Raw genomic sequence first — 24,106 nt, forward strand, 5'->3', positions numbered from 1 at the left:
CACCGCAGCGGCGACGGGTGGCGCAGCGGACAGCCGGACTCACGGCGCCCTCTGCCGCCACAGCGTCAGTCGCCCTTCGCCGTCGTGCCACACCGCGAGGACGCCGTCGAGGTCGGTGCGGGCGGCCACGGTTCCGTTCTGCTGCAGGATGTCGAGCAGACGAGCCGTCGGATGGCCGTAACTGTTGTCCGCACCGACGCCGATGAGTCCCAGGTCGGCGTGGAGTCGGCGGTACAGTTCCGGGTCCTGGTCGGCGCTGCCGTGATGAGAGACCTTGACGACCTCGACGCGTGGAACGTCGATGCGGCGCAGGAGGGCGGCTTGAGGTTCGGCTCCGAGATCGCCGAGCATCACGGTGTGCGGAAATCCCGGACCGGTGACGTCGATCGCGACGCTGGCGTCGTTGCCCGGTTCCATCCCGGGCAGCGGGCCGAGAGCTTGCCAGCGGGTGTCGCCGAGCTCCCCCGTCATCCCGACTGCGGCGGCGATCAGCCGGGCGCCGCCGGCCGCGTATCGCTCCAGCAGTCGCTCGTCGGCGGGCTCTCCGGTCGGACCGTGCACGACGGCATCGGCGCGACCCAGGATCGCGGCCGAGCCGCCGACGTGGTCCTTATCGAAGTGCGTCAGGACCACGAGGTCGAGGCGATCGATCCCGAAGGTGCGGAGGCACTCGGCGAGGGGTTCGGGTTCCGGTCCGGTGTCGACGAGCGCGACAGAGGACCCGGACCGCCACAGCGTTGCATCCCCCTGCCCGACGTCGCACATCGCCACCTGCCACCCGGTCGGCACGGTGAGCGGGCCGGCGAACGTGCGGATCGTGCTCGTTCCACCGATCGCACCGACCGCGCCGGCGACGAAGAGCGTCGCGATGGCGGTCAGCCGTGGCACCCGGCTCGGACGGGCTATCGCTACCGCGATCGCAGCGCCCATCACGGCGAGAAGGCCCGCGCCCGGGAGACCGTCCGGCCAGGGGAGATTCTGCGCCGCGAAGGAGGCCGTCGTCTGCGCGACGCCGGCGATCCAGGCGGCCGGAATCCACGCCAGTGCTGTGAGCCCGTCGCGTAGCCAGGGGAAGGGTGCGACGCACGCGAGCGCCCCCGCAATCGTCGCCGGCGCCGCGGCGGGGTCAGCGAGCAGGTTGGCGGCGATACCGAGCAGAGGCACATGCGGATCGATCAACACGATGAGCGGACCGCACACGAGCTGCGCCGATGTCGGCACCGCCAGGGCGAGAGCGAGGGGTCTCGGCATCCCGCGCGCGAGTCCGTCGGCGAGCGGCCGGGCGAGGACGAGCAACGCCGCGGTGGCGGCGGCCGAGAGCGCGAAGCCCAGGGAGCGGCACAACCAGGGATCCGCGATGAGCAGCCCGGTCACCGCTGCGGACAGTATCGCGATACCAACGAGCGGTCTGCCGAAGCCGAGGGCCAGGATGCCGATCGCACTCATCGCCGCGGCACGCACGACACTCGGTTCCGGTGTGACGAGGATGACGAACCCGGTGAGCACGAGCAGCGCGCCCACGACGCGGACCCATCGCCGAGCACCGCACGCCGCGAGAAGCGCGAACGCTGCACCAACCACGAGGGCACAATTGGCCCCGGACACCGCCGTGAGGTGCGACAGCGAGGACGCGTTCATCGCCTCTTCGGTCGCGGCGTCGAGGCTCGACGTATCACCCACGGCCAACCCCGGGATCAACCCGGCACCCGGCTGCGGCAGCCCGCGTGTGGATGCGACGAGTCCATCCCGCAGGTCTTCGAACACGGCCCACACCCCCTCGGGTGGCGGCGCGCGCTCCACGTCGGTCGCCCGCAGCACCAGAACAGCCCGTTCGGCGGGGTCTGCCGGGATCGCGCGGCCGGCGAGCACCACCTCGCTCCCCTGCCCCACCACGGAGAGGCGCTCGCGGCCTTCGATGTCCACACCGATCCGGGCGGGGATCACCCCGCGTACGGTCGTGTCGCCCGCCGAGACCGCTGACACGGTCGCATCGAACCACGCGCCGCCGTCAGCGCTCCCCGACACGTGGCCTGTCACGGTCGCCGTCACGTGGAGATGGCGACCCCCGTTCACCGCCAGATGGTCGATCGCCTCACGGGTCGGCGCGAGCGAGGCGACGGTGCCTCCCGCCGCGGCCGCGGAAGCCAGTGCGACCGTCGCAACCAGCACGGCGGGATGGCGGAAGCGGGCGAACGCGGCCGCCGCGATCCCGACGGCGACGGCGAGACCGGCCACCCCCATCCACGCCATCGGCACGGCCGTTGCGACGGCAGCGCCGATCCAGGTCGCGGCAGCGACGGCGACCGGGCGCCACGCGCGTCGGCGGAGCCCCTGTCGCTCGCTCACACGCGCACCAGGTCGCGAAGGCTCGCGAGCATCTTGTCACCGATGCCGGGAACCGACCCGAGGTCGTCGACGCTCGTGAAGCGGCCGTTCTGCTCCCGCCACGCGAGGATGCGGTCCGCCAGCGCCGGACCGATCCGAGGGAGCGCGTCGAGTTGCTCCCTCGTCGCAGTGTTGAGGTCGAGGGGGCCGGACGCCGCTCCCCCGCCGACGGTCGCGCCCGGGCCCGCGGTCGCGGGCTCAGCGCCCACGACCGGCACCACGATCTGTTCCCCATCGGTCACCTCGCGGGCGAGGTTCACCCCGTCGCGGGCGGCATCCTCGGCGAACCCGCCCGCGCGGGCGATGGCATCCGCGACTCGATCTCCGACCTCGAGCCGATAGAGGCCGGCCGCACGCACGGCGCCGGCGACGTGCACGTACACCCCCGCGCCGGGAGCGGCGCTCACACGTCCGCTCGGTGTCGGCGACGTCGTCACGGTCTCGGCGCCGGTCGCTCCGCGGAAGATGCCGATCCCGACGGTCACCGCGAACGCGGCCAGCACCAACACGATGATCGCGCCGACGCCGAGGCGTCGGCGCGGATCGAGGCGCGCAACGGCGGTGTCGGGATTCGGAGCCGTGGTCACGCGAGGACGCTACGGAAGGGCGAGCAGGTCGCGCGGGCCACAACGCCCCAACGGTGCACAGCTGAAACGATCCCCTCCGTGGGGAGGACCGGCTGAGCCTGTGGCGATGAACGCGAACGTCTGGCGCGCAACCCTCGCCGCCCTCGCCGACGACGCCGCTCGCGGGGTCAACGCGCGGGCGCGGCTCGGTCCGCCGGTCGCTGCCGTCCTCGCGGCGGTGCCGGCCGCGCGTGGCGGGGACGCGCTCGTCCGCCGGTGAACGACGGATGCCACGCCCCCTCGCTCCGCAGAGCGCCGGGGACGTGGCATCCGGAACGACGAACTACTTCGTCGAGAAGCTGACCACCTTCGGCGGACGCACGACCGCGCGCACGATCTCGCGGTCACCGAGGGCTCGGCGCACCTTCTCGTCGGCGCGGGCGGCGGCCTCGAGGTCGTCGGCACCGATCTTGGCCGAGACCTCGAGCGTGCCACGCACCTTGCCGTCGATCTGCACCACCGCGGTCACGGTGTCTTCGACGAGCAGCGTCGGGTCGGCCTGACGCCAGGTCGCGAGACCGACGAAACCGTTGTAGCCGAGCGTCTGCCACATCTCTTCCGCGGTGTGCGGGGCGAACAGGTCGAGGGTCATCGCGATGACCTCGGCCGCCTCGCGGACGGCGGGGTCGCTCGCGCCGGCCGAACCGTCGATCGCCTTACGCGTGGCGTTGACCAGCTCCATGAGGCGCGCGACGACGACGTTGAACTTCGTCTGTTCGACGAGGTTCGGCGCCTCGGCCAGGAGGCGGTGCGTCACGCGGCGCAGCGCCGTGTCGCCCTCCGCCCACACCACGTCGGTCTCGCTGTCGACGTCGTGCGCGATGCGCAGGGCGCGGGCGAGGAACTTCGCCGCACCCGTGGTCGAGACGTCGTTCCAGTCCTTGTCGTCCTCGACGGGGCCGGCGAACGCCAGTGCCACACGCAGCGCGTCGGCGCCGTGGGCGTCGAGCTCCTCCTGGAAGAGAACGAGGTTTCCCTTGCTCTTCGACATCTTCGAGCCGTCGAGGATGACCATGCCCTGGTTGATCAGGCTCGAGAACGGCTCGGTGAACTCCACCAGGCCCATGTCGAACAGGGCCTTCGTGATGAACCGGGCGTACAGCAGGTGCAGGATCGCGTGCTCGACACCGCCGATGTAGAAGTCGACGGGGCCCCACTTGCGGGCTTCCCCGAGGGAGAACGCCTCGTTCGGGTCGTTCGGCGAAAGGAATCGCAGGAAGTACCACGAGCTGTCGACGAACGTGTCCATCGTGTCGGGGTCGCGCAGCATCGTCTGCCCCGTCTCGGGGTCGGTGACCTCCACCCACTCCGTCGCGGCCCCCAGCGGCGACGACCCCTTGGGCTTGAGATCGAGACCCTCGACCGAGGGCAGCACGACGGGCAGCTCGTCCTCGGGGACGGGCACGATCGTGCCGTCCTCGGCGTGCAGCATCGGGATGGGCGTCCCCCAGTAGCGCTGGCGCGAGATAAGCCAGTCACGGAGGCGGTAGGTCTTGGCCGCCCGTCCGACGCCCCTCGTCTGGAGCTCGTCGATCATCCGCGCGATCGCGTTGCGCTTGGACAGGCCGTTGAGCGATCCCGAGTTGATCATGCGGCCCTCGCCGGTCAGCGCGATGCCGGTCTTGACGGGGTCGAGGTCGTCGACGTCGCCCAGCGGATCGATCGGAACTCCGTCCTCGTCGACCTCGATGACGGGGATGGCGCCCGTGACGGGGGCGTTGGTGTCGACGACGACCTTCACCGGCAGGTCGAACGCCCTCGCGAAGTCGAGGTCGCGCTGGTCGTGGGCGGGAACCGCCATGACGGCGCCGTGACCGTAGTCGGCCAGCACGTAGTCGGCTGCCCAGATCGGCAGCCTTTCGCCGTTGATCGGGTTGATCGCGTAGTGGCCCAGGAACACGCCGGTCTTCGGACGGTCGGTGGCCTGCCGTTCGATGTCGGTCGCGCGCTGCACCTCGGCGAGGTAGGCCTGGAACTTCTGCCGCACCTCGATGTCGGCGGATGCCGCGAGCTCGGCCGCGAGGTCGGACTCGGGGGCCACGACGAAGAACGTCGCGCCGTGCAGGGTGTCGGGGCGGGTGGAGAAGACCGTGATCTTCTCGTCGCGACCCTCGATCTCGAACTCGATGTCGGCGCCGATCGAACGGCCGATCCAGTTGCGCTGCATCTGGATGACCTTGCTCGGCCAGAAGCCCTCGAGCTGGTTGAGGTCGTCGAGCAGGCGGTCGGCGTAGTCGGTGATGCGCAGGAACCACTGCGTCAGCTTCTTCTTCACCACGACGGCGCCGCTGCGCTCGCTCGTGCCGTCCGGCAGCACCTGCTCGTTCGCGAGCACGGTCTGGTCCACAGGGTCCCAGTTGACCAGGGCGTCCTTACGGTACGCCAGCCCCTTCTCGTACAGCTTCTGGAACAGCCACTGGTTCCAGCGGTAGTACTCGGGGTCGCTCGTGTGCAGCACGCGGCTCCAGTCGAACGAGACGCCGTAGTCCTTCAGGCTCTCCTTCTGCTGTGCGATGTTCGCGTAGGTCCACTCGACCGGGTCGGCGCCACGCTTGATCGCGGCGTTCTCGGCGGGCAGGCCGAACGAGTCCCACCCGATCGGGTTGAGCACGTTGTACCCGCGGTGGCGCCAGAAACGGGCGACGATGTCGGAGTAGAGGTAGTTCTCGGCGTGCCCCATGTGGAGGTCGCCCGAGGGGTACGGGAACATCGCGAGCACGTACTTGCGCGGGCGGGTGTCGGCGTCACCACCGGCACGGAACGGGTCTTTCTCGGCCCACGCCTGCTGCCACTTCGCCTGGATCTCGTGAGGGTCGAAGCCTCCGTCGGCGGACGGCGCGGAAGAGGGGTTCTGTGACACGGGTGAGACCAATCGTGAAAGTCGGGAGGCCACGAGGGCCAACGTCCAGGCTACCGGACCACGCGCGGCACCTTCCGGCGGCCCCGGACCCTCACCATCCGGGAGGGACGACGGCGCCCACCGCCGCCAGCGGAGCACGCGCCTTGATCCCCACCTCGGCCACCTCGGATGCCGCCACCGACCGCCACGTGATCCCTCCGCCGGCGCCGACCCAGGTGGCATCCGGTTCCACGACGATGCTGCGGATGACCATCGCGATATCAGCCGCGCCGTCGTCGCCGATCCACCCGAACGCGCCCGAGTAGACGCCGCGCGGGGCGCTCTCCAGGCTCGCCAGGATCTCCATGGCCGACGCCTTGGGGGCACCCGTCATGCTCCCGGCGGGGAAGGCGGCGTCGAGCAGGTCGCGGATCGTCGTTCCGGCCCGCAGGGTCCCCGACACCTCGCTCACGAGCTGGTGCACCGTGGGGTACGTCTCGACCTCGAGCAGACGGTCCACACCGACCGACGACGGTTCGCACACGCGCGAGAGGTCGTTGCGCATGAGGTCGACGATCATGACGTTTTCGGCGCGTTCTTTGGCATCCGTCCGCAGGTCTTCGGCGAGGGCCGTGTCACGAGCGGGATCCGGATGCCGGGGGCGCGTGCCCTTGATCGGGTGCGTGTGCACGCGGCCGTGACGGACCTCGAGGAAGCGCTCGGGCGACGCGCTCACGAGCGCTGTGTCGCCGATGCGGAGGAAGCCGGCGTGATGCGACGAGGCACCCCGGCGGAGCCGACGGAAGGCCGCGAGAGCGTCGGTGGGTCCCGGGAGGGTGAATCGCGTGGTGAGGCAGAGCTGGTACGCGTCGCCATCGGCGATCCGCTCTCGGCAGGCGGCGATGAGCGCGGCGTACTCCCCCGGTGTGTGGCGGGCGGATGCCATCCCCCGCGGCGGCGCTTCGGGCGGGGCCGGGGCAGTCGGCACGTCGGCCGCGGCTGCCGCGAGGGACTCGGCGGAGCCCGTCGCGGAGACGGCCCAGACCCGCCTCGCGGCGTGATCGAACGCGAGCAGCGCATCGACGCGCAGCCACGCGGGGACACCCTCGTAGGAGATCCAGCCCACCCATCCGCCGCGGAACGCGGGCGCGTCGTCGGGGACGGGAGCGGCGGTCGTGGCATCCCTCGCCAAGGGTGCGTCCGCCGCGGCGCGGTGACCCGTCCCGAGGTAGGTCCAGCCGGTCTCGGCGTCGGCGCCGGCGTCGAGCCAGAAGGCGTGCGGGGCGTCCGTGAACAGCGCGGCGAAGACATCGTCGGGCTCCTGCCAGCGCGGCAGGGCGACCGTGGAGACAGAGCGCGGCACGCTCCCAGGCTAGGGCGCGTCGACGGCCCTAGGCTGAGCGAGGTGAACGAGATCCTCACGTGGCTGCTCGACGTCGTCCAGAACGTCGATCCCGTGGTGCGCACGCTCGTGGCCGGACTCGCGATGATGCTCGAGACGAGCGTGCTCGTCGGTCTGATCGTTCCCGGCGACACCGTCGTGATCGTCTCGGGGACCGCGATTTCCTCACCGCTCGACGGGGTTCTGCTCGGCGTGGCCGTCGTGATCGGGTCCCTCGTCGGCGAGAGCCTCGGATTCTGGCTCGGCCGGTACTTCGGGCCGCGCATCCGCGCCTCGCGCCTCGGGCAGAAACTCGGCGACCGCAACTGGGAACGCGCCGACCGCTATCTCCGCCGCCGCGGCGGCCCCGCGATCTTCCTGTCGCGCTTCCTTCCGGTGCTGCACTCCCTGGTGCCGCTCACGGTCGGGATGGCCGGCTACCGCTATCGGCGCTTCCTGGCGTGGACGGCCCCCGCGTGCATCGTCTGGGCGAGCCTCTACATCACGGTCGCCGCCACCGCCGCGGGCACGTACCGCGAGCTCGCCGACCAGATCCACTACGCCGGATACGTCTTCGTCGGGATCATCGTCGTCTTCCTGATCCTGGTGTACGTCGGCAAGAAGGTGCTCGAGCGCATCGAGCGCCGCCACCTCGCCGAAGAACACGACACCCTCGAACCGGCGGGCGACGACGTGAAAGACTGAGGGGGATGCCTCGTTCCCCTCGCGCCAAAGTGCTCTGGTTCGCCCGCCTGGAGTACCGCTTCCACGCCTGGCGTGAGCGTCGAGCGCGGGCCCGCGGTCTGCGCCCCACGGTGACCGGGTTCCCCGGATACGGCACGGAGGAGTGGGTCCGCGTCCTCGGGCGCGTGCTGATCACTCCCCCGGGCAAGCGCACCTCGACCGGCGATTTCGCCAGCCTGCGCGGCTGGCGCAGCTTCGCGGCCGTGCCCGTCGGATTCGCCCAGGTCACCGTCACGATCGAGGGGGTCGCGCACAAGGTCATCGCCGATCGTGGTGGAGTCATCGACGCGAAGCTGCCGGCGACCCTGCCGCCCGGCTGGCAGACGGTGACGACGACCGTCGAGGGCAGCGCGCCGACGGAGACGCGCGTCTTCATCGTGGGTTCCGACGTGCGGTTCGGCGTCGTCAGCGACATCGACGACACCGTCATGGTCACCGCCCTTCCCCGCCCGCTGCTCGCGGCATGGAACTCCTTCGTCGTCGACGAGCACGCTCGCCAGCCCGTGCCGGGAATGGCGGTCATGTTGGAGCGACTGTCGCGTGAGCACCCCGGGACGCCGGTCATCTACCTGTCGACCGGCGCCTGGAACGTCGCTCCGACGCTCACGCGTTTCATGCGCCGACACCTTTTCCCGTCGGGTTCGTTCCTGCTCACCGACTGGGGCCCGACCCACGACCGTTGGTTCCGCAGCGGCCGCGACCACAAGGAGAGCAACCTCCGACGGCTCGCCGGCGAGTTCCCGAACGTGAAGTGGTTGCTGGTGGGTGACGACGGTCAGCACGATGACGCGATCTACACGCAGTTCGCCATCGAGCACCCCGACAGCGTCGCCGCCGTCGCCATCCGCCGTCTGCTCCCCGCGGAGGCGGTGCTCGCCGGTGGTCGCACGGTCGTCGACGACCATTCGGCCGCCGACGTCCCGTGGGTCACCGAGTCCGACGGAGCCGGGCTGCTCGAACGCCTCGAAGACGCCGGCGTCATCTCCCGCGACGCCTGACTCGGACGGCCGTGTCGGTGGGGGTTTGCGCTCCCCCTTTTCGCCGAGACTTCATCGCGCTGACATCTCCCTTGCAGTCCGCAAGGGAGATGTCGGGCGGATGAAGTCTCGCGGTAACCGCGGTCGCGGTAACCGCGGTCGCGGCGAGCGACCGAGCGCGACCCGCGTGTCGGAGGTCCCGCGTACGGTGGAGGCATGTGCGGTCGATTCGTCGTGGCCAATGTGGCATCCGAGCTCGTGGGGGTGCTGCGCGTCGACGTCGAGACCGATGAGCTCCCTCCTCCGTCGTACAACATCGCGCCCACGGCATCCGTGGCCATCGTCCTCGACTCGGTGAAGACCGAACCGCCGGTGCGGCGACTCGAGGTGGCGCGCTGGGGTCTCGTCCCGGGGTGGGCGAGAGACGTCAAGATCGGCGCGCGGGCGTTCAACGCGCGGTCCGAAGAGGTCGAAGACAAGCCGATGTTCCGGAACGCCCTCATCAAGCGCCGCGCCGTCATCCCCGCCTCGGGGTACTACGAGTGGAAGACGACGGAGGCGGGCAAGACCCCGCACTACATCCACCCCGCCGACGGCTCGCCGCTGTTCTTCGCGGGCCTCTACGAGTGGTGGAAGGATCCCGCGAAGGCCGACGACGATCCGGCGCGCTGGGTGCTGAGCTGCACGATCCTCACGCGCGACTCGATCGGGCGACTGGGATCCATCCACGACCGGATGCCGCTGTTCATGGACCCCGACTTCGCCGACGCGTGGCTCGACCCGACGACCGAGAACGTCGGCGACATCCTGGATGCCGCGATCGACGCGGCCCCCGACGTCGCCGAAACTCTCGACGATCATGTCGTGTCGCCGGCGGTCGGAAACGTCCGCAATGACTCGCCCGAGCTCATCGAGCCCGTGGCATGACGGCGCTCCTGGAGACGACCGCGCTGTCGCGATCCGAGTGGATCGCGCGGGCGGAGGCCCACGCCGAGCGGGCCGACGCGCTCACGGCCGCTCATCGTGCCCGCGCGGCGCGGGGCGAGAAGCATCCGGTCGAGGACTTCCTCTTCACCTACTACTCGTACAAGCCCGCAATCCTGCGCCGGTGGCATCCCGGTCCCGGGGTTGTTCTCGCCGACGCCGACGAGCGCGCAACTTGGCGCTGGTACCGCCCCGTCGCCGACGGCGTCGAGGTGGATGCCGACGACTTCCGCCGCGAACGCGGCTCGCTGTACCGCGGCGTGGTGAACCTGCTGCGCGCCACCGCCGCTCGCCCGGCGCAGTTCGGATGCTTCGGCCTGCACGAGTGGGCCATGGCCTATCGCACCGATGAGGTGCGGCACGCGGTGCCGCTGCGTCTCGGATCCGACGGAACGGATGCCGTGGTCGAGTCGCACGACCTCAAGTGCACGCACTTCGATGCGTTCCGGTTCTTCACCCCCGACGCGGTTCCGCGCAACAAGGCGCCGCTCACGCGCGACTCGCAGGCCGACGTCGAACAGCCGGGCTGCCTGCACGCGGGCATGGACGTGTACAAGTGGGCGGTGAAGCTCGGGCCGCTCGTGCCCGGCGAGATTCTGCTCGACGCGTTCGAGCTCGCCCGTGACATCCGGATCCTCGATATGGAGGCGTCGCCCTACGACCTCGCCGACTGGGGCTACTCTCCCGTCGCGATCGAGACGCCCGACGGCAAGGCGCAGTACGTCGCGCGTCAGCGGGCGGTGAGTCTCCGTTCGCAGGCCCTGCGTGCGGCGCTCGTGAGCGCCGTCACGGGAGGGAACGACACGCCCGGTGGAGCCGATTTCTTGCCTCCCGAATCCGTGTAGTAAGCTCATGGAGTTGCCTCGAGAGGGGCGAACAACAGAAAACGGGCCTGTGGCGCAGCTGGTAGCGCACCTGCATGGCATGCAGGGGGTCAGGGGTTCGAGTCCCCTCAGGTCCACCGAAACAGATGCCCCGCGAAGGATTCGCGGGGCATCTTGCGTTTCCGCCTCACCCGAGCAGCACCACGTCGAACTCCCGGACGACCGCCCGCACCTCGTCGAGGTAGCGCCGCGCCTGTTCGGTCAGTGGGATCGCCGAGTGGGCGATCCACCCGATCTCGATGCGCTCGTCGACCTCGAGGGGCACGGCGACGATCTCGGGGTCGAGGTCGTCGCTGATGATGCCGGTCGAGATCGTGTAGCCCCCGAGGCCGATCATGAGGTTGAAGATCGTCGCGCGGTCGGACACGCGGATCTCCTGCGTGCTCGACCGGGTCGAGAGGATCTCCTCGGCGAAATAGAACGAGTTGTTCGTCCCCTGGTCGAACGTCAGGCGCGGCAGCCCTTCGAGGTCCTCGAGGGTCACGCGCTTCCGCGCCGCCAGCGGGTTCTTGCGCGACACGAAGATGTGCGGGTCGGCAAGGAACAGCGGGTGGAACGACAGCCCCGAGTCGCGCAGCAGCTTGTCGATCACATCCCGGTTGAAATCGTTGCGATAGAGGATGCCGAGTTCGCTCCGCAGCGTCCGGACATCCTCGATGATGTCCCACGTCCGCGTCTCGCGCAGCGAGAACTCGTACTGCTCGGCCCCGCTCGCCTTCACCATCCGCACGAACGCGTCAACGGCGAAGGAGTAATGCTGCGCAGACACCCCGAGGAGTCGGCGCGAGGGCGGCCGATCGAGGTAGCGCTGTTCGAGCAGGGCGACCTGTTCGACGACCTGCCGGGCGTACCCGAGGAACTCGACGCCGTCCGAGGTGAGCGTGATGCCACGCGCGGAGCGGACGAGGAGCGACCGCCCGACGCGCGCCTCGAGATCCTTCATCGCCGCGGACATCGTCGGCTGGGACACGTAGAGCAGGTCCGCGGCAGCGGAGATCGAGCCTTCGGCGGCGACCTCGATGAACGACTGGAGCTGCTGCAGCGTCACGCCGCTCGGTCGACGAGCCATAGGCAAAGACTATACGAGCGGATAGTCGCGTCGGATTACCCGATGGATGCCGAACGCGAGCACCATGGAACCACCGATGACCGCGCGGCGGTCTCCCCATGCGCGAGAGGAGCATCTGGCGATGTCCACCGACTTCACGTTCCAGATCTCGACCACCCGATTCGACGAGAACTACTCGCCGTCCGAGAGTTCGCGCGCCACCACGAACTTTGCGAACCTGGCCCGAGGCGAGGATCGCCAGGAGAACCTCCGCAACGCCCTCACGATGATCGACCGCCGGTTCAACGACCTCGCGCGGTGGGACAACCCTGACGGTGACCGCTACACGCTGGAGATCGACATCGTGTCGGTCGACCTCGAGTTCGCGGCATCCGGTGACGACCAGCGTTTCCCGCTCCTCGAGGTCCTCGACCTCGTGATCGTCGATCGGACCACCGGCGCGCGGCATCACGGCATCGTCGGGAACAACTTCTCGTCGTACCTGCGCGACTTCGACTTCAGCGTGTTGCTCCCGGCCGCAAGCGCCGCAGCGGGCGGCTTCACGGTGCCGGACGACTTCGGAGCGCTGCACGGAAAGCTCTTCCAGCATTTCCTGGAGTCGCCCGAGTACCAGCGGCATTTCGCGGTGTCACCGGTGATCTGCATCAGTGTCTCGACGAGCAAGACCTACCGACGCACCGACAACAGGCATCCGGTTCTCGGGGTCGAGTACGTGCAGGACGACTACTCCCTCACCGACGAGTACTTCGGCAAGATGGGCCTCCAGGTCCGCTACTTCCTGCCCGAGGGCAGCTCGGCGCCGCTCGCGTTTTACTTCCGCGGCGATCTGCTCAACGACTACACGAACCTGCAGCTCATCGGGACGATCAGCACGATGGAGACGTTCCAGAAGATCTACCGCCCCGAGATCTACAACGCCAACTCCGCCGCAGCCCACGTGTTCCGCCCGACCCTCGAGAGCAGCGACTTTTCGCGCACACGCGTCGACTACGACCGTGAGGAGCGCTCCCGCCTGGCCGTGACCCAGGGAAAGTACACGGAGGAGCACTTCGTGAAGCCCCACGGCGAGCTGCTCGCCCGCTGGGCCGGCCTCTCCCCCGCCCTCATCCACTGACCCGCCGGAGCCCCGCACGCATGAACGTCCTGATTCCCACCGCCGCCGTCGGCAGCCTCCCCAAGCCCTCGTGGCTGGCCGAACCCGAGAAGCTGTGGTCGCCCTGGGCGCTCGAGGGGGACGCTCTCGTCGAGGGAAAGCACGACGCCCTTCGCGCCGCCGTCCACGAGCAGCAGCGACGCGGGATCGACATCATCAGCGACGGTGAGCAGACGCGCCAGCACTTCGTCACGACCTTCATCGAGCATCTCACCGGCGTCGACTTCGAGAACCGCGAGACGGTCCGCATCCGCATCCGCTACGACGCGAGCGTCCCGACCGTCGTCGGGCCGGTCGCGCGGGAGAGGCCGGTCTTCGTCCAGGATGCCGCCTTCCTCCGCAGACAGACCGATCAGCCGATCAAGTGGGCGCTGCCCGGACCGATGACGATGATCGACACGCTCTCCGACCACTACTACGGGAGCCGCGAGAAGCTCGCGTGGGAGTTCGCCGGAATCCTGAATCAGGAGGCCAAGGAGCTCGAGGCTGCCGGGGTCGACGTCATCCAGTTCGACGAGCCCGCCTTCAACGTCTTCTTCGACGACGTGCGTGACTGGGGAATCGCGACACTCGAGCGCGCCATCGAGGGCCTGCGCGCCGAGACGGTGGTGCACATCTGCTACGGCTACGGCATCAAGGCCAACACGGACTGGAAGGCGACGCTCGGTCCGGAATGGCGCCAGTACGAGCACTCGTTCCCGCTCCTCCAGGCCTCGAGCATCGACACGATCTCACTGGAGTCCCACAATTCCCGCATCCCGCTCGATGTCATCGAGCTGCTCCGCGGCAAGCGGGTCATGCTCGGTGCCGTCGACGTGGCGTCGAACGAGATCGAGCGCCCGGAAGAAGTCGCCGACACGCTCCGGCGGGCTCTGGAGTTCGTGGATGCCGACAAGCTCATCGCGAGTTCGAACTGCGGGATGGCTCCGCTGCCACGCGAGGTGGCGCTCGCCAAGCTCAGCGCCCTCAGCGCGGGCGCCGCGATCCTACGCGCCGAGCTCTCCCCCGCCCTGGTCTGAGCCTGGTCTGAGCGGGGAACGACGAAGGGCCGCCCCTCACGGGGCGGCCCTTCGTCGCGATCGCGTCAGTCGGCGGAGGCCGGAGCCGGCAGCTCGAGCGGCACGACCGGGCAGTCCTTCCACAGGCGCTCGAGGCCGTAGTACACGCGCTCCTGTTCGTGGAACACGTGGACGACGAGGTCGCCGAAGTCCAGCAACACCCAACGCGACTCTTGGCGTCCTTCGCGGCGTAGGCGCTTGTGCCCGGCCTCGAGGAGCTTCTCCTCGACCTCGTCCGCGATCGCGGCGACGTTGCGCTCGTTGCGCCCCGTCACGAGCAGGAAGATGTCGACGAGCGGGAGCGGCTCGGAGACGTCGAGCGCGACGAGATCCTCACCGGCCTTCGAGTCGGCGGCGATGGCGGCGATGCGCGCCATCTCGATTCCGTTGGGGCTGGCTGTCATCCGAAGACTCCTGTCGTGAAGGCGAGGACCAGCGCGACGGCGACCGCGACGGCGAGGGCGCCCGTGGTGATGATGAGACCGACGACGAGCTTGCTGCCCTTCTCGGGCGCCGGGGGGCGAATGATCTCACCGGGTTGCTTGACGGTACTGATGGCGGCGCTGGCCGCGATGGGGGTGGGCGACGAGGCCGGCGGCAGCTCTCCGTCGAGGAGAACGGCGTCGACGTCGCGACCATCCGTGGTTCCGGGGGCGTGACCGGCCGAGCCAAGGCCCTCGGGGAGTTCGAAGGTGCCCGTGATGAGCACTTCGCCGGTCGAGGTGATCGGACCGACCAGCGGCACCCCGGCCGGTGTCTGCGAGAGGATGAGCGCGTTCGGGGTGGATACGGAACCTGTGGCGGGGCTCCGGGAGATCAGCTGATCGAAGGACGGGGGGAGCGAGATCTCCGGCGTCTGACCGCTGAGGAGACCCGAGCCGAACGCCGGATCGATCGTCGAAACGGAAGCGTCGTTCGTGGCGGCGTCGCCGGTGTCGGCAGCCTCATTGGGCGCCGCCGGGCGGAAAATCGCCTGAAGGCCACTGGTCTTCTCGCCGTCATGGGTCTCCGACGAGGGCGCGGCATCGGTCGGTGACGGCTCTTCGGACTCCTGAGCGACCGGCGTTGCCGTCTGCACACGAGGCGCTTCCTCCGCCTCGGCGCGCGGCGCGGGGATTGCCGGCTGGAGGTCGGGCGCGATGATCGGCACCGAGGCGGTGCGGATGCGCTCCTGAGCGCGCGCCTGCCGTCGCGTGAGTCCGGTCACACCCAGATCGCCCCCGTCGGACGGCGGAAAGGATGCCGGAACGATCGGCGGCTCGACGGCGGCGGCGGCAGGAGCTTCGGGCTCGTCAGGAGCGGGCGACGGCTCGTCGACCGGTGCCGGTACATCCACCGGCTCGCCATCCTCGGACTTGTCGGCCTTGCGGCCGAAGAGCCCGCCCAGCACACCCCCCTTCTTCGCGGGGGGTTCGGGCGCCTGCTCTGTTTCCGTGGCCGGATCCTCCACGGTGCGCTCAGGCGCCGCGGCGTCGGTCGCGGGCCCATCCGCCGACGCGACGTCGGCGGGCGTGGGGGGCTGTTCCACGGGCGACGGCTCACCGGCGACGTCGGACGGGACCTCGGGCTGCGGCGTGATGATCGGCGTCGCGCCGGTGTTGCGGAGTTCGCGCAGCTGACGCCGGGTCAGCGGCGGGGTCTCGGGATTCTCGGATGTGCTCATGCAGGGCTCCGGTAGAGGTGATGCTTCGCGATGTACTGCACGACGCCGTCGGGCACGAGGTACCACACGGGGTGTCCTCGGCGCACGCGGGCGCGGCAGTCTGTGGACGAAATGGCCAACGCCGGGATCTCGAGCTGGCTGACGTCGTCGGTGGGGAGTCCCTCAGTCGACAGGACGTGTCCAGGACGGGACACGGCCACGAAGTGGGCGAGGTCCCACAGCTCCCGATGATTGCGCCACCCCAGGATCTGCGCAACGGCGTCCGCCCCGGTGATGAAGAAGAGATCGGCACCGGGACGTTCGCGCTTCAGGTCGCGCAGCGTGTCGATCGTGTAGGTCGGGCCGGCGCGATCGATGTCGACGCGGCTCACCGTGAACTGCGGATTAGACGCGGTCGCGATGACCGTCATGAGGTAGCGGTGCTCGCTCTCGGTGACGTCGGCCTTCTGCCACGGACGCCCCGTCGGCACGAAGACGACCTCGTCGAGGTCGAAGGACTGTGCGACCTCGCTCGCCGCGACCAGGTGACCGTGATGGATGGGATCGAATGTCCCACCCATGACCCCGATTCGAGGGGCGCGCGTCACCGACATACGGTGGGCCTCAGTGGCCGTGCGCCTCGGGGGTGGGCGTCCCGTGCTTCTCGGTGTATGCGGCGGCCTTGTGCGCGTGACGGTTCGACACGTTGCGGTACGACAGCGTGACCAGGCTCAGCGCGATGAACGCGACGAGGGCCAGGGCGCCGATCCACCACGTCTCGGCCTGCGCGTTACCACCGTGGTGGGCGCCCTCTTCGGCGGCGAGGGCGATCAGCGAGGCGAAAGTCATCAGTGCTCCGTTCAAGAAATCTGCGCGACGCGCACCATCATTTTAGCGGTCAGGCCCGGACCTGTCCGTCGCCGCGCCCCAGCCACTTGGTGCTGGTGAGTTCGGCGAGGCCCATCGGGCCGCGGGCGTGCAGTTTTTGCGTCGAGATCCCGACCTCCGCACCGAACCCGAACTCGCCGCCATCGGTGAACCGGGTCGACGCGTTCACGAGCACGACGGCCGAGTCGACCTCCGCGAGGAAGCGGGCGGCTGAAGCCTCGTCGTCGGTGATGATCGACTCGGTGTGATGTGTGGAGTAGCGGCGGATGTGATCGAGCGCCGTGTCGAGGTCATCGACGACGCGGACCGCGAGGTCGAGGCTGAGGTACTCCGTCGCCCAATCGTCGTCAGTGGCGGCCACGACGCGCGGGTCGTAGGCGGCCGCGGTCTCGTCGCCGTGGACACGGACTCCCGCGGCGGAAAGCGAACCGAGCAGATCGGGCAGCAGCCGGTCGGCGGCGTCCCGGTGCACGAGGACGGTCTCGACCGCGTTGCAGACGCTCGGACGCTGCGTCTTCGCGTTCAGCACGATGTCACGGGCCCAGTCGGCGCGTGCCGTGGCATCCAGATACACGTGGACGACGCCGGCACCGGTCTCGATGACCGGCACGGTCGACTCGGTGACGACGGTCTCGATGAGGGCGGCACTCCCCCGCGGCACGAGGACATCGACGAGCCCGCGAGCGTTCATGAGCGCTCGGGCGCCCTCACGACCGAAGTCGTCGACGGTCTGGATCGCCTCGGGCGAGATGCCCTGACTCTGCAGGGCGCCGCGCATGACGTCGACCAGAGCCGCGTTCGAGCTCTGGGCAGCGGAGCCGCCCCGGAGGACCACCGCGTTGCCGGATCGCAGGGCGAGCGCGGCGATGTCGACCGTCACGTTCGGCCGTGCCTCGTAGATCGAGCCCACGACGCCGAACGGGACCGCGACCTTCTCGAGTGCGAGGCCGTTCGGAAGGGTGCGTCGGTCGAGGACGCGACCCACCGGATCGGGTAGCTCGGCCACGTCGCGCACGGCGGTGGAAAGGGCGGCGACCCGGCCCGCGTCGAGCCGGAGGCGGTCGAGCAGGGCCTCGCCGATCTTCGCGTCTCGGCCCCGGGCGAGGTCGTCGGCGTTGGCCGCGACGATGTCGTCGGCGGACGCATCGATCGCGTCGGCGATCGCTCGCAGCATCGCGGTCTTCGTCGCGGAATCGAGGAGCCCGACCTGGCGCGCGGCATCCTTCGCCAGGCGCAGGCGTTCGTCGACCGAAACGGCGGTGAGGGTCATCGCGTCAGTCTATCGCCGCCCGCACCGCTCCCACGGGTCCCGTGGCAAGGGTGACAGGATCAGGGTTCGGGGCGAACCAGGTGCCCACGGGGGCACCGGTGAGCGCCTCCGACACGAGGTCGGCGCTCGTGACGAGGACCCCCACTCCGGCCGCGGACGCGAGCTTGGCGGCCGAGGCCTTCGTCGCTGCTCCGCCCGTGCCGACGCCGTTCACGGTGACCGACCCGAACGTGTACTGCGAGAGGTCGTCGCCCCACGACACGTCGGTGATGGGACGCGCGCCCGGCTCGCTCGGGGGTGCCGTGTAAAGGCACTCGATGTCGCTGAGCAGCACGAGCGCATCGGCGCCGATCAGCTGCGCCACGAGGGCGGCCAACCGATCGTTGTCTCCGAAGCGGATCTCATGCGTGGCGACGGTGTCGTTCTCGTTGACGATGGGCAGGATGCCGAGCCCCAGCAGACGCTCCATCGCCCGACGGGCGTTCGAGCGCGGCGTCGCGTTCTCGAGATCGCCCGCGGTGAGGAGCACCTGGCCGGCGAGCAGTCCGAAGCGGTCGAGCGAGGTCTGATAGCGCCACATGAGCACGTTCTGCCCCACGGCGGCAGCGGCCTGCTGCGTCGCGAGGTCGTTGGGGCGTCCCTGCAGGTCGAGCAGGGGCAGCGCCGTCGCGATGGCGCCCGAGGACACCAGCACGACCTCGATCCCACCCTGCCGCGCGCGGGCCAAGGCGTCGACGATGAGGTCGATCCGGAACGCGCCGTCGCCGCTGATCGACGAGGAGCCGACCTTCACGACGACGCGCGACGCGGCGGGCAGGTCGCCCCGGACGCGCGCGGTCACCGCTCGCCCTCGTCGTCTCCCGCCCGGGCGGCGAGACGCTCGGCCTCGAGCTCCGCTCGGGCCTCTGCCTTGGCATCCATGCGCTCGTGGTAGCGCTCGCGACGCTCGTTGCTCGTCCGGCGATTGCTCTGCAGGAGGCGAGGGTCGGTGCCTCGCGGAGCCGTCATGAGCTCCGCCGCCGACGAGAGCGTCGGCTCCCAGTCGAACACGATGCCGTCGCCGGGGCCGATCACGACGGTCGCGCCGGCGACAGCGCCAGCGCGGAACAATTCGTCCTCGACGCCGAGGCGCGCGAGGCGATCGGCGAGGTATCCCACGGCCTCTTCGTTCTGGAAGTCGGTCTGCTGCACCCACTTGACGGGCTTGTCGCCCAGGATGCGATAGAGGGGACCGTACGTGCCGCCCTCCACCTTGATGGTGAAGTCCTTCTCCGAGCCGAGCGGGCGGATCACGATCCGTTCGGCGGGAGCGTCGTCGATCGTGGCCACGCGGTGCTGCTCGACGACCTCGCCGAGGGCGAACGTGAGCTCGCGGAGTCCCGCACGGCTGACCGTGGAGATCTCAAACACGCGGAACCCGCGGGCCTCGAGGTCGGGGCGCACGAGATCGGCGAGATCGCGGGCCTCCGGCACGTCGACCTTGTTGAGCGCGACGATCTGCGGGCGCTCGAGCAACGGCAGCTGCCCCTCGGGAACGGGGTACGCGGCCAGCTCGGCGAGGATGACATCCAGGTCGGTGAGCGGGTCGCGGCCGGGGTCGAGAGTCGCGCAGTCCAGCACGTGCACGAGCGCGGTGCAGCGTTCGACGTGGCGCAGGAACTCGAGACCGAGTCCGCGGCCCTCGCTCGCGCCCTCGATGAGACCGGGGACATCGGCGATCGTGAAGCGCACGTCGCCGGCCTGGACGACCCCGAGGTTCGGGTGCAGCGTTGTGAAGGGGTAGTCGGCGATCTTCGGGCGGGCGGCGGAGACCGCCGCGATCAGGCTCGACTTGCCGGCGGACGGGAAGCCCACCAGTGCGACATCGGCGACGGTCTTCAACTCGAGGACGACATCGCCCTCCCAGCCCGGCGTGCCGAGCAGGGCGAAACCGGGGGCCTTGCGCTTGGGCGAGGCGAGGGCGGCGTTGCCGAGACCGCCGAGGCCGCCGGGAGCGACCACGAAGCGCATCCCGGGGGTGAGCATGTCGACGAGGACGGTGCCGTCGGGATCCTTCACCACCGTGCCGAGCGGCACGGGGAGCTCCTGCTCCTCGCCCGCGGCACCGGATCGGTGGTCGCCCATGCCGAAGCCGCCGTTGCCCGCGGAGCGGTGCGGCGAGTGGTGGTACGACAGCAGCGTCGTCACCTGCGGGTCGGCGACGAGCACGACGTCGCCGCCGTGCCCGCCGTTACCGCCGTCGGGGCCGGCGAGCGGCTTGAACTTCTCGCGGCGCACCGACACGCAGCCGTTGCCGCCCTTGCCCGCACGCAGGTGCAGGGTGACGCGGTCGACGAAGGTGACCATGAGAACTCCTCCCGGAGGGTGCCGGCGGGGCCGGCGTAGAAAAACGACGAGGGGGCGGGCACAGTGCCCACCCCCTCGGGAACGCCGTGAGCTGCGGAATTACTCCGCGGCAGCGGCGACGATGTTGACGACCTTGCGGCCGCCCTTCTGACCGAACTGGACCGAGCCGGCGGCGAGGGCGAACAGCGTGTCGTCGCCACCGCGGCCGACGTTGGCGCCGGGGTGGAAGTGCGTGCCGCGCTGGCGGACGAGGATCTCGCCGGCGAGGACGGTCTGGCCGCCGAAGCGCTTCACGCCGAGGCGCTGTGCGTTGGAGTCACGACCGTTGCGGGTGGAGCTTGCGCCCTTTTTGTGTGCCATCTCTGCGTCTCCTGGCTCTTACTTGATGCCGGTGATCTTGACGCGCGTGAGGTCCTGACGGTGGCCCTGGCGCTTCTTGTAGCCGGTCTTGTTCTTGAACTTCTGGATCACGATCTTCGGACCGCGCTCCTCACCGAGGACCTCGGCCGTGACCGAGACCTTCGCGAGCTTGTCGGCGTCGGTCGTGACCGTCTCGCCGTCGACGAACAGGACGGCGGGCAGCTGGATGCTCTCGCCGACCTTCGCCGCCTGGCGGTCGAGCACGACGATGGTGCCGACCTCGACCTTTTCCTGCCGGCCGCCGGCGCGCACAACTGCGTAAACCACTTCACACCTGTTTCATTCGGGAGCGCACGGCTCCGGTTGTCTGATGACATCGGGAGGACTTGAAGCCCTGAGTCTCGGTGCGATCCAGCCGACCTGAGCCGGCGGGGTCTCGCGTCAATCGCGCGGACACGACGCACCAAAGGACGAGTTTAGCTCACCCGGCGGATTCCGGCAAAAGCATCGGGGACGCGTGTCGGCCATAGGATCGCCGGGTGGCGATTCTCATCGACGACCCGCAGTGGCCGGCGCACGGTCGGCTCTGGGCGCACCTGGTGAGCGACTCGGACCTCGCCGAGCTGCACGCGTTCGCCGCGGCAGCCGGCATCCCCCGTCGAGCCTTCGACCTCGACCACTACGACGTTCCGGACGAGCGCCACGCCGACCTCGTCGCTGCCGGCGCCGAGCACGTCGGCGGACGCGAACTCGTGCGCCGCCTCCGCGCCTCGGGCCTGCGGATCACCGCCCGCGAGAGGCGCGCCACAGGCTCGTGAGGGGTCAAGATCTGTCGCCCGACCGAGGTCGGAAGCGACGAATCTTGACCCCTCACGCGCGGACGTGGGGGCTCAGGCCTCTTCGGCCGGCTGGGCGCTGACCGGCGTGCCGGTGAGCGCCGCGGTGGTCACACGGCGGCGTGAGCGGCCCTGACCCGGCGCCTTCGGCTCGGGGAGCGCCTCGAGCACAGACTCGAGCAGTGCGTCCTTCTCGGTGCGCGGGGCGCGCGGCTCACGCTTCTTACGGGGGCGCTTCTCGCGGGCGGGCGCCTCGGCCTTGGCCTCCAGGGCCGCCTCGACGGACGCCACCACGGCCGCTTCGACCGCGGGATCATCGACGGTGGGGTGGATCGTGGATGCCGCGATCTGAGCGAGTGCCGACTTCACGCCCTCGGTGATCACATGCGTGCCGCCCGTGGGCGCTGCGGGTGCGGCGGTGTTCGCGCCGTTGTTCGTCGGGGCTCCGTTGCCCCCGCGGCTGCCTCCGCGGCGGTTGCCATTGGCGTTTCCGTTGCCGTTGCCGTTCGCGACGGGAGCGGAACGGTGCTTGACGACCGGGTCGTGGTGGACGATCACGCCGCGGCCGGCGCACACCTCGCACGCCTCGCTGAACGTCTCGAGCAGGCCCAGACCCAGCTTCTTGCGTGTCATCTGCACGAGACCGAGCGAGGTCACCTCGGCGACCTGGTGCTTGGTCCGGTCGCGGCTCAGGCACTCGATCAGTCGACGCAGCACGAGGTCGCGGTTGGACTCGAGCACCATGTCGATGAAGTCGACGACGATGATGCCGCCGATGTCGCGCAACCGCAGTTGGCGGACGATCTCTTCCGCCGCCTCGAGGTTGTTCTTCGTGACCGTCTCTTCCAGGTTTCCGCCGGAACCGACGAACTTGCCGGTGTTGACGTCGACGACCGTCATCGCCTCGGTCCGGTCGATCACGAGCGACCCACCCGAAGGGAGCCACACCTTCCGGTCGAGCGCCTTCTCGATCTGCTCGGTGATCCGGAACGCGTCGAACGGGTCCTGCTCGCCCTCGTACTTCTCGACGCGGTCGAGCAGATCGGGAGCGACGCCGGCAAGGTAGTTCGAGATGGTCGTCAGCGCTTCGTCGCCCTGGATGAGCATGCGCGTGAAGTCTTCGTTGAAGACGTCGCGCACGATCTTCACCAGCAGGTCGGGCTCGGAGTGCAGCAGCGCCGGAGCCTGGATGGTCTTCACCTGGGTGCTGATGTGCTCCCACTGCGCGGTCAGGCGCTGCACGTCGCGCGTCAGCTGATCCTCGGTCGCGCCCTCGGCGGCGGTGCGCACGATGACGCCGGACGACTCGGGAAGCACCTCTTTGAGGATCTTCTTCAGGCGCGCACGCTCGGTGTCGGGGAGCTTGCGCGAGATGCCGTTCATGGCGCCGCCGGGCACGTACACGAGGTAACGGCCGGGCAGGGAGATCTGGCTCGTCAGACGCGCACCCTTGTGGCCGACCGGATCCTTTGTGACCTGCACGAGTACGCGGTCGCCCGACTTCAGCGCCAGCTCGATGCGGCGGGGCTGGTTGCCGGTCTCGACACCGTCCCAGTCGACCTCGCCGGAGTAGAGCACGGCGTTGCGTCCACGCCCGATGTCGACGAACGCCGCCTCCATGCTCGGGAGGACGTTCTGCACGCGACCGAGGTAGACGTTGCCGATGAGGGAGGCATCCTGGTTGCGGGCGACGTAGTGCTCGACGAGCACGTTGTCTTCCAGCACGCCGATCTGGATGCGACCGCCCTTCGACCGCACGACCATCACGCGGTCCACGGCCTCGCGGCGAGCGAGGAACTCGGCCTCGGTCACGACGGGGCGTCGACGACCGGCCTCACGACCGTCGCGGCGGCGCTGCTTCTTGGCCTCGAGGCGCGTGGAGCCCTTGATGCGCTGCGGCTCGGTGATGAGCTCGACCGCGCGCTGACGGACCGGTGCGGCCGGGGCCTCGGGCTGCTCGTCGGCACCGGCGGGGGCTGCGCCGCGGCGACGATTGCGGCGGCGGGCGTTGACGGAGGTGCGTTCGGCCGGGCCGTCGTCCTCACGGTCGTCGACGTCGTCGCGGGTCGCCAGGGGCGGGAGCTCGGGGGCGTAGAAGTGCAGCTGCGTCGACACGGCCGAGACGAACACCTCGGGGAGCAGACCGAGCGACACCGCCGTGGGGATGGCGGGTGTCGTCGGCTCGGTCGGAGCCTCGGGCTCGGCCTGCGCTTCGGGCTGAGTCTGCACGGGAGCCTCGGGCTCGGCCGGCGCTTCGGGCTGAGTCTGCACGGGAGTCTCGGGCTCGGCCTGCGCTTCGGGCTGCGTGGATGCCTCGGGCTCGGGCTCCGTGACCGCGGGGGTCTCTTCGGCCTCGGGCTCCACGGCGTCCGTCGCCGTCACCGCGGCGGAGTCGGCGGCATCCGCTTCGAGGACGGCAGGCTCGCCGGCGTCGACCGCCGCTGCGGTCTCGGCGTCCTCGACCGCGGCCTCGTCGTCGGGATCGCTGTCCGTCGAAGGAGCGTCGGCCGCCGAGATGTCGTCCTGGACATCTTCGGCGGGGGTGTCGATCGCCGAAGTCTCGGCGGGGGGCTGTTCTGTTGCGTCGGCCATATCGGGCGTACTCCCTAGCGGGCGACACCGCGCGTCGCCCGGCGAAATCTCGTGCGGCGCCGCACCCGGCGG

At 69.8% G+C, this 24,106-nt stretch carries 23 protein-coding genes and 1 tRNA gene; 9 read left to right on the forward strand and 15 right to left on the reverse strand.

Annotation, left to right across the window (positions count from 1 at the left end):
• Positions 1–39 precede the first annotated feature (39 nt).
• Together ABC271_RS09210 and ABC271_RS09215 are read right to left on the reverse strand one after the other, a co-directional pair.
• Positions 40–2,346, reverse strand: coding sequence for a ComEC/Rec2 family competence protein (locus ABC271_RS09210; RefSeq protein ID WP_412924583.1), 2,307 nt, complete (start codon positions 2,344–2,346; stop codon positions 40–42).
• A complete protein-coding gene (locus tag ABC271_RS09215; RefSeq protein ID WP_412924584.1) occupies positions 2,343–2,972 on the reverse strand; it encodes a helix-hairpin-helix domain-containing protein in 630 nt (209 codons plus the stop codon). The genes ABC271_RS09210 and ABC271_RS09215 overlap by 4 nt, the downstream gene beginning before the upstream one ends.
• Before the next feature lie 106 nt (positions 2,973–3,078).
• On the opposite strand from ABC271_RS09215, the gene ABC271_RS09220 reads away from it, so the two are divergent.
• Positions 3,079–3,231, forward strand: coding sequence for a hypothetical protein (locus tag ABC271_RS09220; protein WP_412924585.1), 153 nt, complete (start codon positions 3,079–3,081; stop codon positions 3,229–3,231).
• A 63-nt stretch (positions 3,232–3,294) separates the two neighbouring features.
• Here the strand turns inward: ABC271_RS09220 and leuS are convergent, their stop codons facing one another.
• On the reverse strand, positions 3,295–5,871 hold the full coding sequence (gene leuS, locus ABC271_RS09225) for a leucine--tRNA ligase (RefSeq protein ID WP_412924586.1): 2,577 nt from the start codon (positions 5,869–5,871) through the stop codon (positions 3,295–3,297).
• Between the two features lie 91 nt (positions 5,872–5,962).
• On the reverse strand, positions 5,963–7,213 hold the full coding sequence (pabB, locus tag ABC271_RS09230; protein ID WP_412924587.1) for an aminodeoxychorismate synthase component I: 1,251 nt from the start codon (positions 7,211–7,213) through the stop codon (positions 5,963–5,965).
• A 42-nt stretch (positions 7,214–7,255) separates the two neighbouring features.
• Between pabB and ABC271_RS09235 the strand changes: the two genes are divergently transcribed.
• The 5 genes from ABC271_RS09235 to ABC271_RS09255 all read left to right on the forward strand — a co-directional run bounded on the left by ABC271_RS09235 (position 7,256) and on the right by ABC271_RS09255 (position 10,897).
• Positions 7,256–7,936: a DedA family protein gene (locus ABC271_RS09235; RefSeq protein WP_412924588.1), complete on the forward strand. Its 681-nt coding sequence runs from the start codon at positions 7,256–7,258 to the stop codon at positions 7,934–7,936.
• A 5-nt stretch (positions 7,937–7,941) separates the two neighbouring features.
• On the forward strand, positions 7,942–8,973 hold the full coding sequence (locus tag ABC271_RS09240) for an App1 family protein phosphatidate phosphatase (protein ID WP_412924589.1): 1,032 nt from the start codon (positions 7,942–7,944) through the stop codon (positions 8,971–8,973).
• Between the two features lie 195 nt (positions 8,974–9,168).
• Positions 9,169–9,879 (forward strand): SOS response-associated peptidase, encoded by a 711-nt coding sequence (locus tag ABC271_RS09245; RefSeq protein WP_412924590.1) that lies wholly within the window; start codon positions 9,169–9,171, stop codon positions 9,877–9,879.
• Complete coding sequence (locus ABC271_RS09250) at positions 9,876–10,781, forward strand: 3-methyladenine DNA glycosylase (RefSeq protein ID WP_412924591.1); 906 nt, start codon at positions 9,876–9,878, stop codon at positions 10,779–10,781. The genes ABC271_RS09245 and ABC271_RS09250 overlap by 4 nt, the downstream gene beginning before the upstream one ends.
• Positions 10,782–10,824: 43 nt before the next feature.
• Positions 10,825–10,897, forward strand: a tRNA-Ala gene (locus ABC271_RS09255).
• Positions 10,898–10,947: 50 nt separating this feature from the next.
• Here ABC271_RS09255 and ABC271_RS09260 read toward each other — a convergent pair.
• The gene (locus ABC271_RS09260; RefSeq protein WP_412924592.1) at positions 10,948–11,889 is read right to left on the reverse strand and encodes a LysR family transcriptional regulator; all 942 of its coding nucleotides are present in this window, start codon (positions 11,887–11,889) and stop codon (positions 10,948–10,950) included.
• A gap of 121 nt (positions 11,890–12,010) precedes the next feature.
• Here ABC271_RS09260 and ABC271_RS09265 point away from each other — a divergent pair, with 121 nt between their 5' ends.
• Positions 12,011–13,003, forward strand: coding sequence for a putative oxygenase MesX (locus ABC271_RS09265; RefSeq protein WP_412924593.1), 993 nt, complete (start codon positions 12,011–12,013; stop codon positions 13,001–13,003).
• Positions 13,004–13,023: 20 nt separating this feature from the next.
• Positions 13,024–14,061 carry a methionine synthase gene (locus ABC271_RS09270; protein ID WP_412924594.1) on the forward strand — a complete coding sequence of 346 codons (1,038 nt, stop codon included), beginning with the start codon at positions 13,024–13,026 and terminating at the stop codon, positions 14,059–14,061.
• 65 nt (positions 14,062–14,126) lie between these two features.
• On the opposite strand, the gene rsfS is transcribed toward ABC271_RS09270, so the two are convergent.
• The 9 genes from rsfS to rplU all read right to left on the reverse strand — a co-directional run bounded on the left by rsfS (position 14,127) and on the right by rplU (position 20,933).
• A complete protein-coding gene (rsfS, locus tag ABC271_RS09275; protein ID WP_063257675.1) occupies positions 14,127–14,504 on the reverse strand; it encodes a ribosome silencing factor in 378 nt (125 codons plus the stop codon).
• Positions 14,501–15,763: a ribonuclease E domain-containing protein gene (locus ABC271_RS09280; protein ID WP_412924595.1), complete on the reverse strand. Its 1,263-nt coding sequence runs from the start codon at positions 15,761–15,763 to the stop codon at positions 14,501–14,503. Before ABC271_RS09280 ends, rsfS begins: the two co-directional genes overlap by 4 nt.
• A complete protein-coding gene (gene nadD / locus ABC271_RS09285; protein ID WP_412924596.1) occupies positions 15,760–16,356 on the reverse strand; it encodes a nicotinate-nucleotide adenylyltransferase in 597 nt (198 codons plus the stop codon). The genes ABC271_RS09280 and nadD overlap by 4 nt, the downstream gene beginning before the upstream one ends.
• Positions 16,357–16,366: 10 nt before the next feature.
• Positions 16,367–16,591, reverse strand: coding sequence for a hypothetical protein (locus ABC271_RS09290; RefSeq protein WP_412924597.1), 225 nt, complete (start codon positions 16,589–16,591; stop codon positions 16,367–16,369).
• A 49-nt stretch (positions 16,592–16,640) separates the two neighbouring features.
• Complete coding sequence (locus ABC271_RS09295) at positions 16,641–17,900, reverse strand: glutamate-5-semialdehyde dehydrogenase (RefSeq protein WP_412924598.1); 1,260 nt, start codon at positions 17,898–17,900, stop codon at positions 16,641–16,643.
• Positions 17,901–17,904: 4 nt separating this feature from the next.
• Positions 17,905–18,741 (reverse strand): glutamate 5-kinase, encoded by an 837-nt coding sequence (gene proB / locus ABC271_RS09300; protein ID WP_412924599.1) that lies wholly within the window; start codon positions 18,739–18,741, stop codon positions 17,905–17,907.
• Complete coding sequence (obgE, locus tag ABC271_RS09305; RefSeq protein WP_412924600.1) at positions 18,738–20,246, reverse strand: GTPase ObgE; 1,509 nt, start codon at positions 20,244–20,246, stop codon at positions 18,738–18,740. The genes proB and obgE overlap by 4 nt, the downstream gene beginning before the upstream one ends.
• A gap of 99 nt (positions 20,247–20,345) precedes the next feature.
• Positions 20,346–20,606, reverse strand: coding sequence for a 50S ribosomal protein L27 (rpmA, locus tag ABC271_RS09310; protein ID WP_412924601.1), 261 nt, complete (start codon positions 20,604–20,606; stop codon positions 20,346–20,348).
• An 18-nt stretch (positions 20,607–20,624) separates the two neighbouring features.
• Positions 20,625–20,933, reverse strand: coding sequence for a 50S ribosomal protein L21 (gene rplU, locus ABC271_RS09315; RefSeq protein ID WP_022878253.1), 309 nt, complete (start codon positions 20,931–20,933; stop codon positions 20,625–20,627).
• A gap of 212 nt (positions 20,934–21,145) precedes the next feature.
• Between rplU and ABC271_RS09320 the strand changes: the two genes are divergently transcribed.
• Positions 21,146–21,424 (forward strand): DUF4031 domain-containing protein, encoded by a 279-nt coding sequence (locus ABC271_RS09320; protein ID WP_412924602.1) that lies wholly within the window; start codon positions 21,146–21,148, stop codon positions 21,422–21,424.
• Between the two features lie 72 nt (positions 21,425–21,496).
• Here the strand turns inward: ABC271_RS09320 and ABC271_RS09325 are convergent, their stop codons facing one another.
• Complete coding sequence (locus ABC271_RS09325) at positions 21,497–24,034, reverse strand: Rne/Rng family ribonuclease (protein WP_412924603.1); 2,538 nt, start codon at positions 24,032–24,034, stop codon at positions 21,497–21,499.
• Between the last annotated feature and the right edge of the window lie 72 nt (positions 24,035–24,106).

The organism is Microbacterium canaveralium, from assembly GCF_047238045.1.
Classification (GTDB): Bacteria; Actinomycetota; Actinomycetes; order Actinomycetales; family Microbacteriaceae; genus Microbacterium.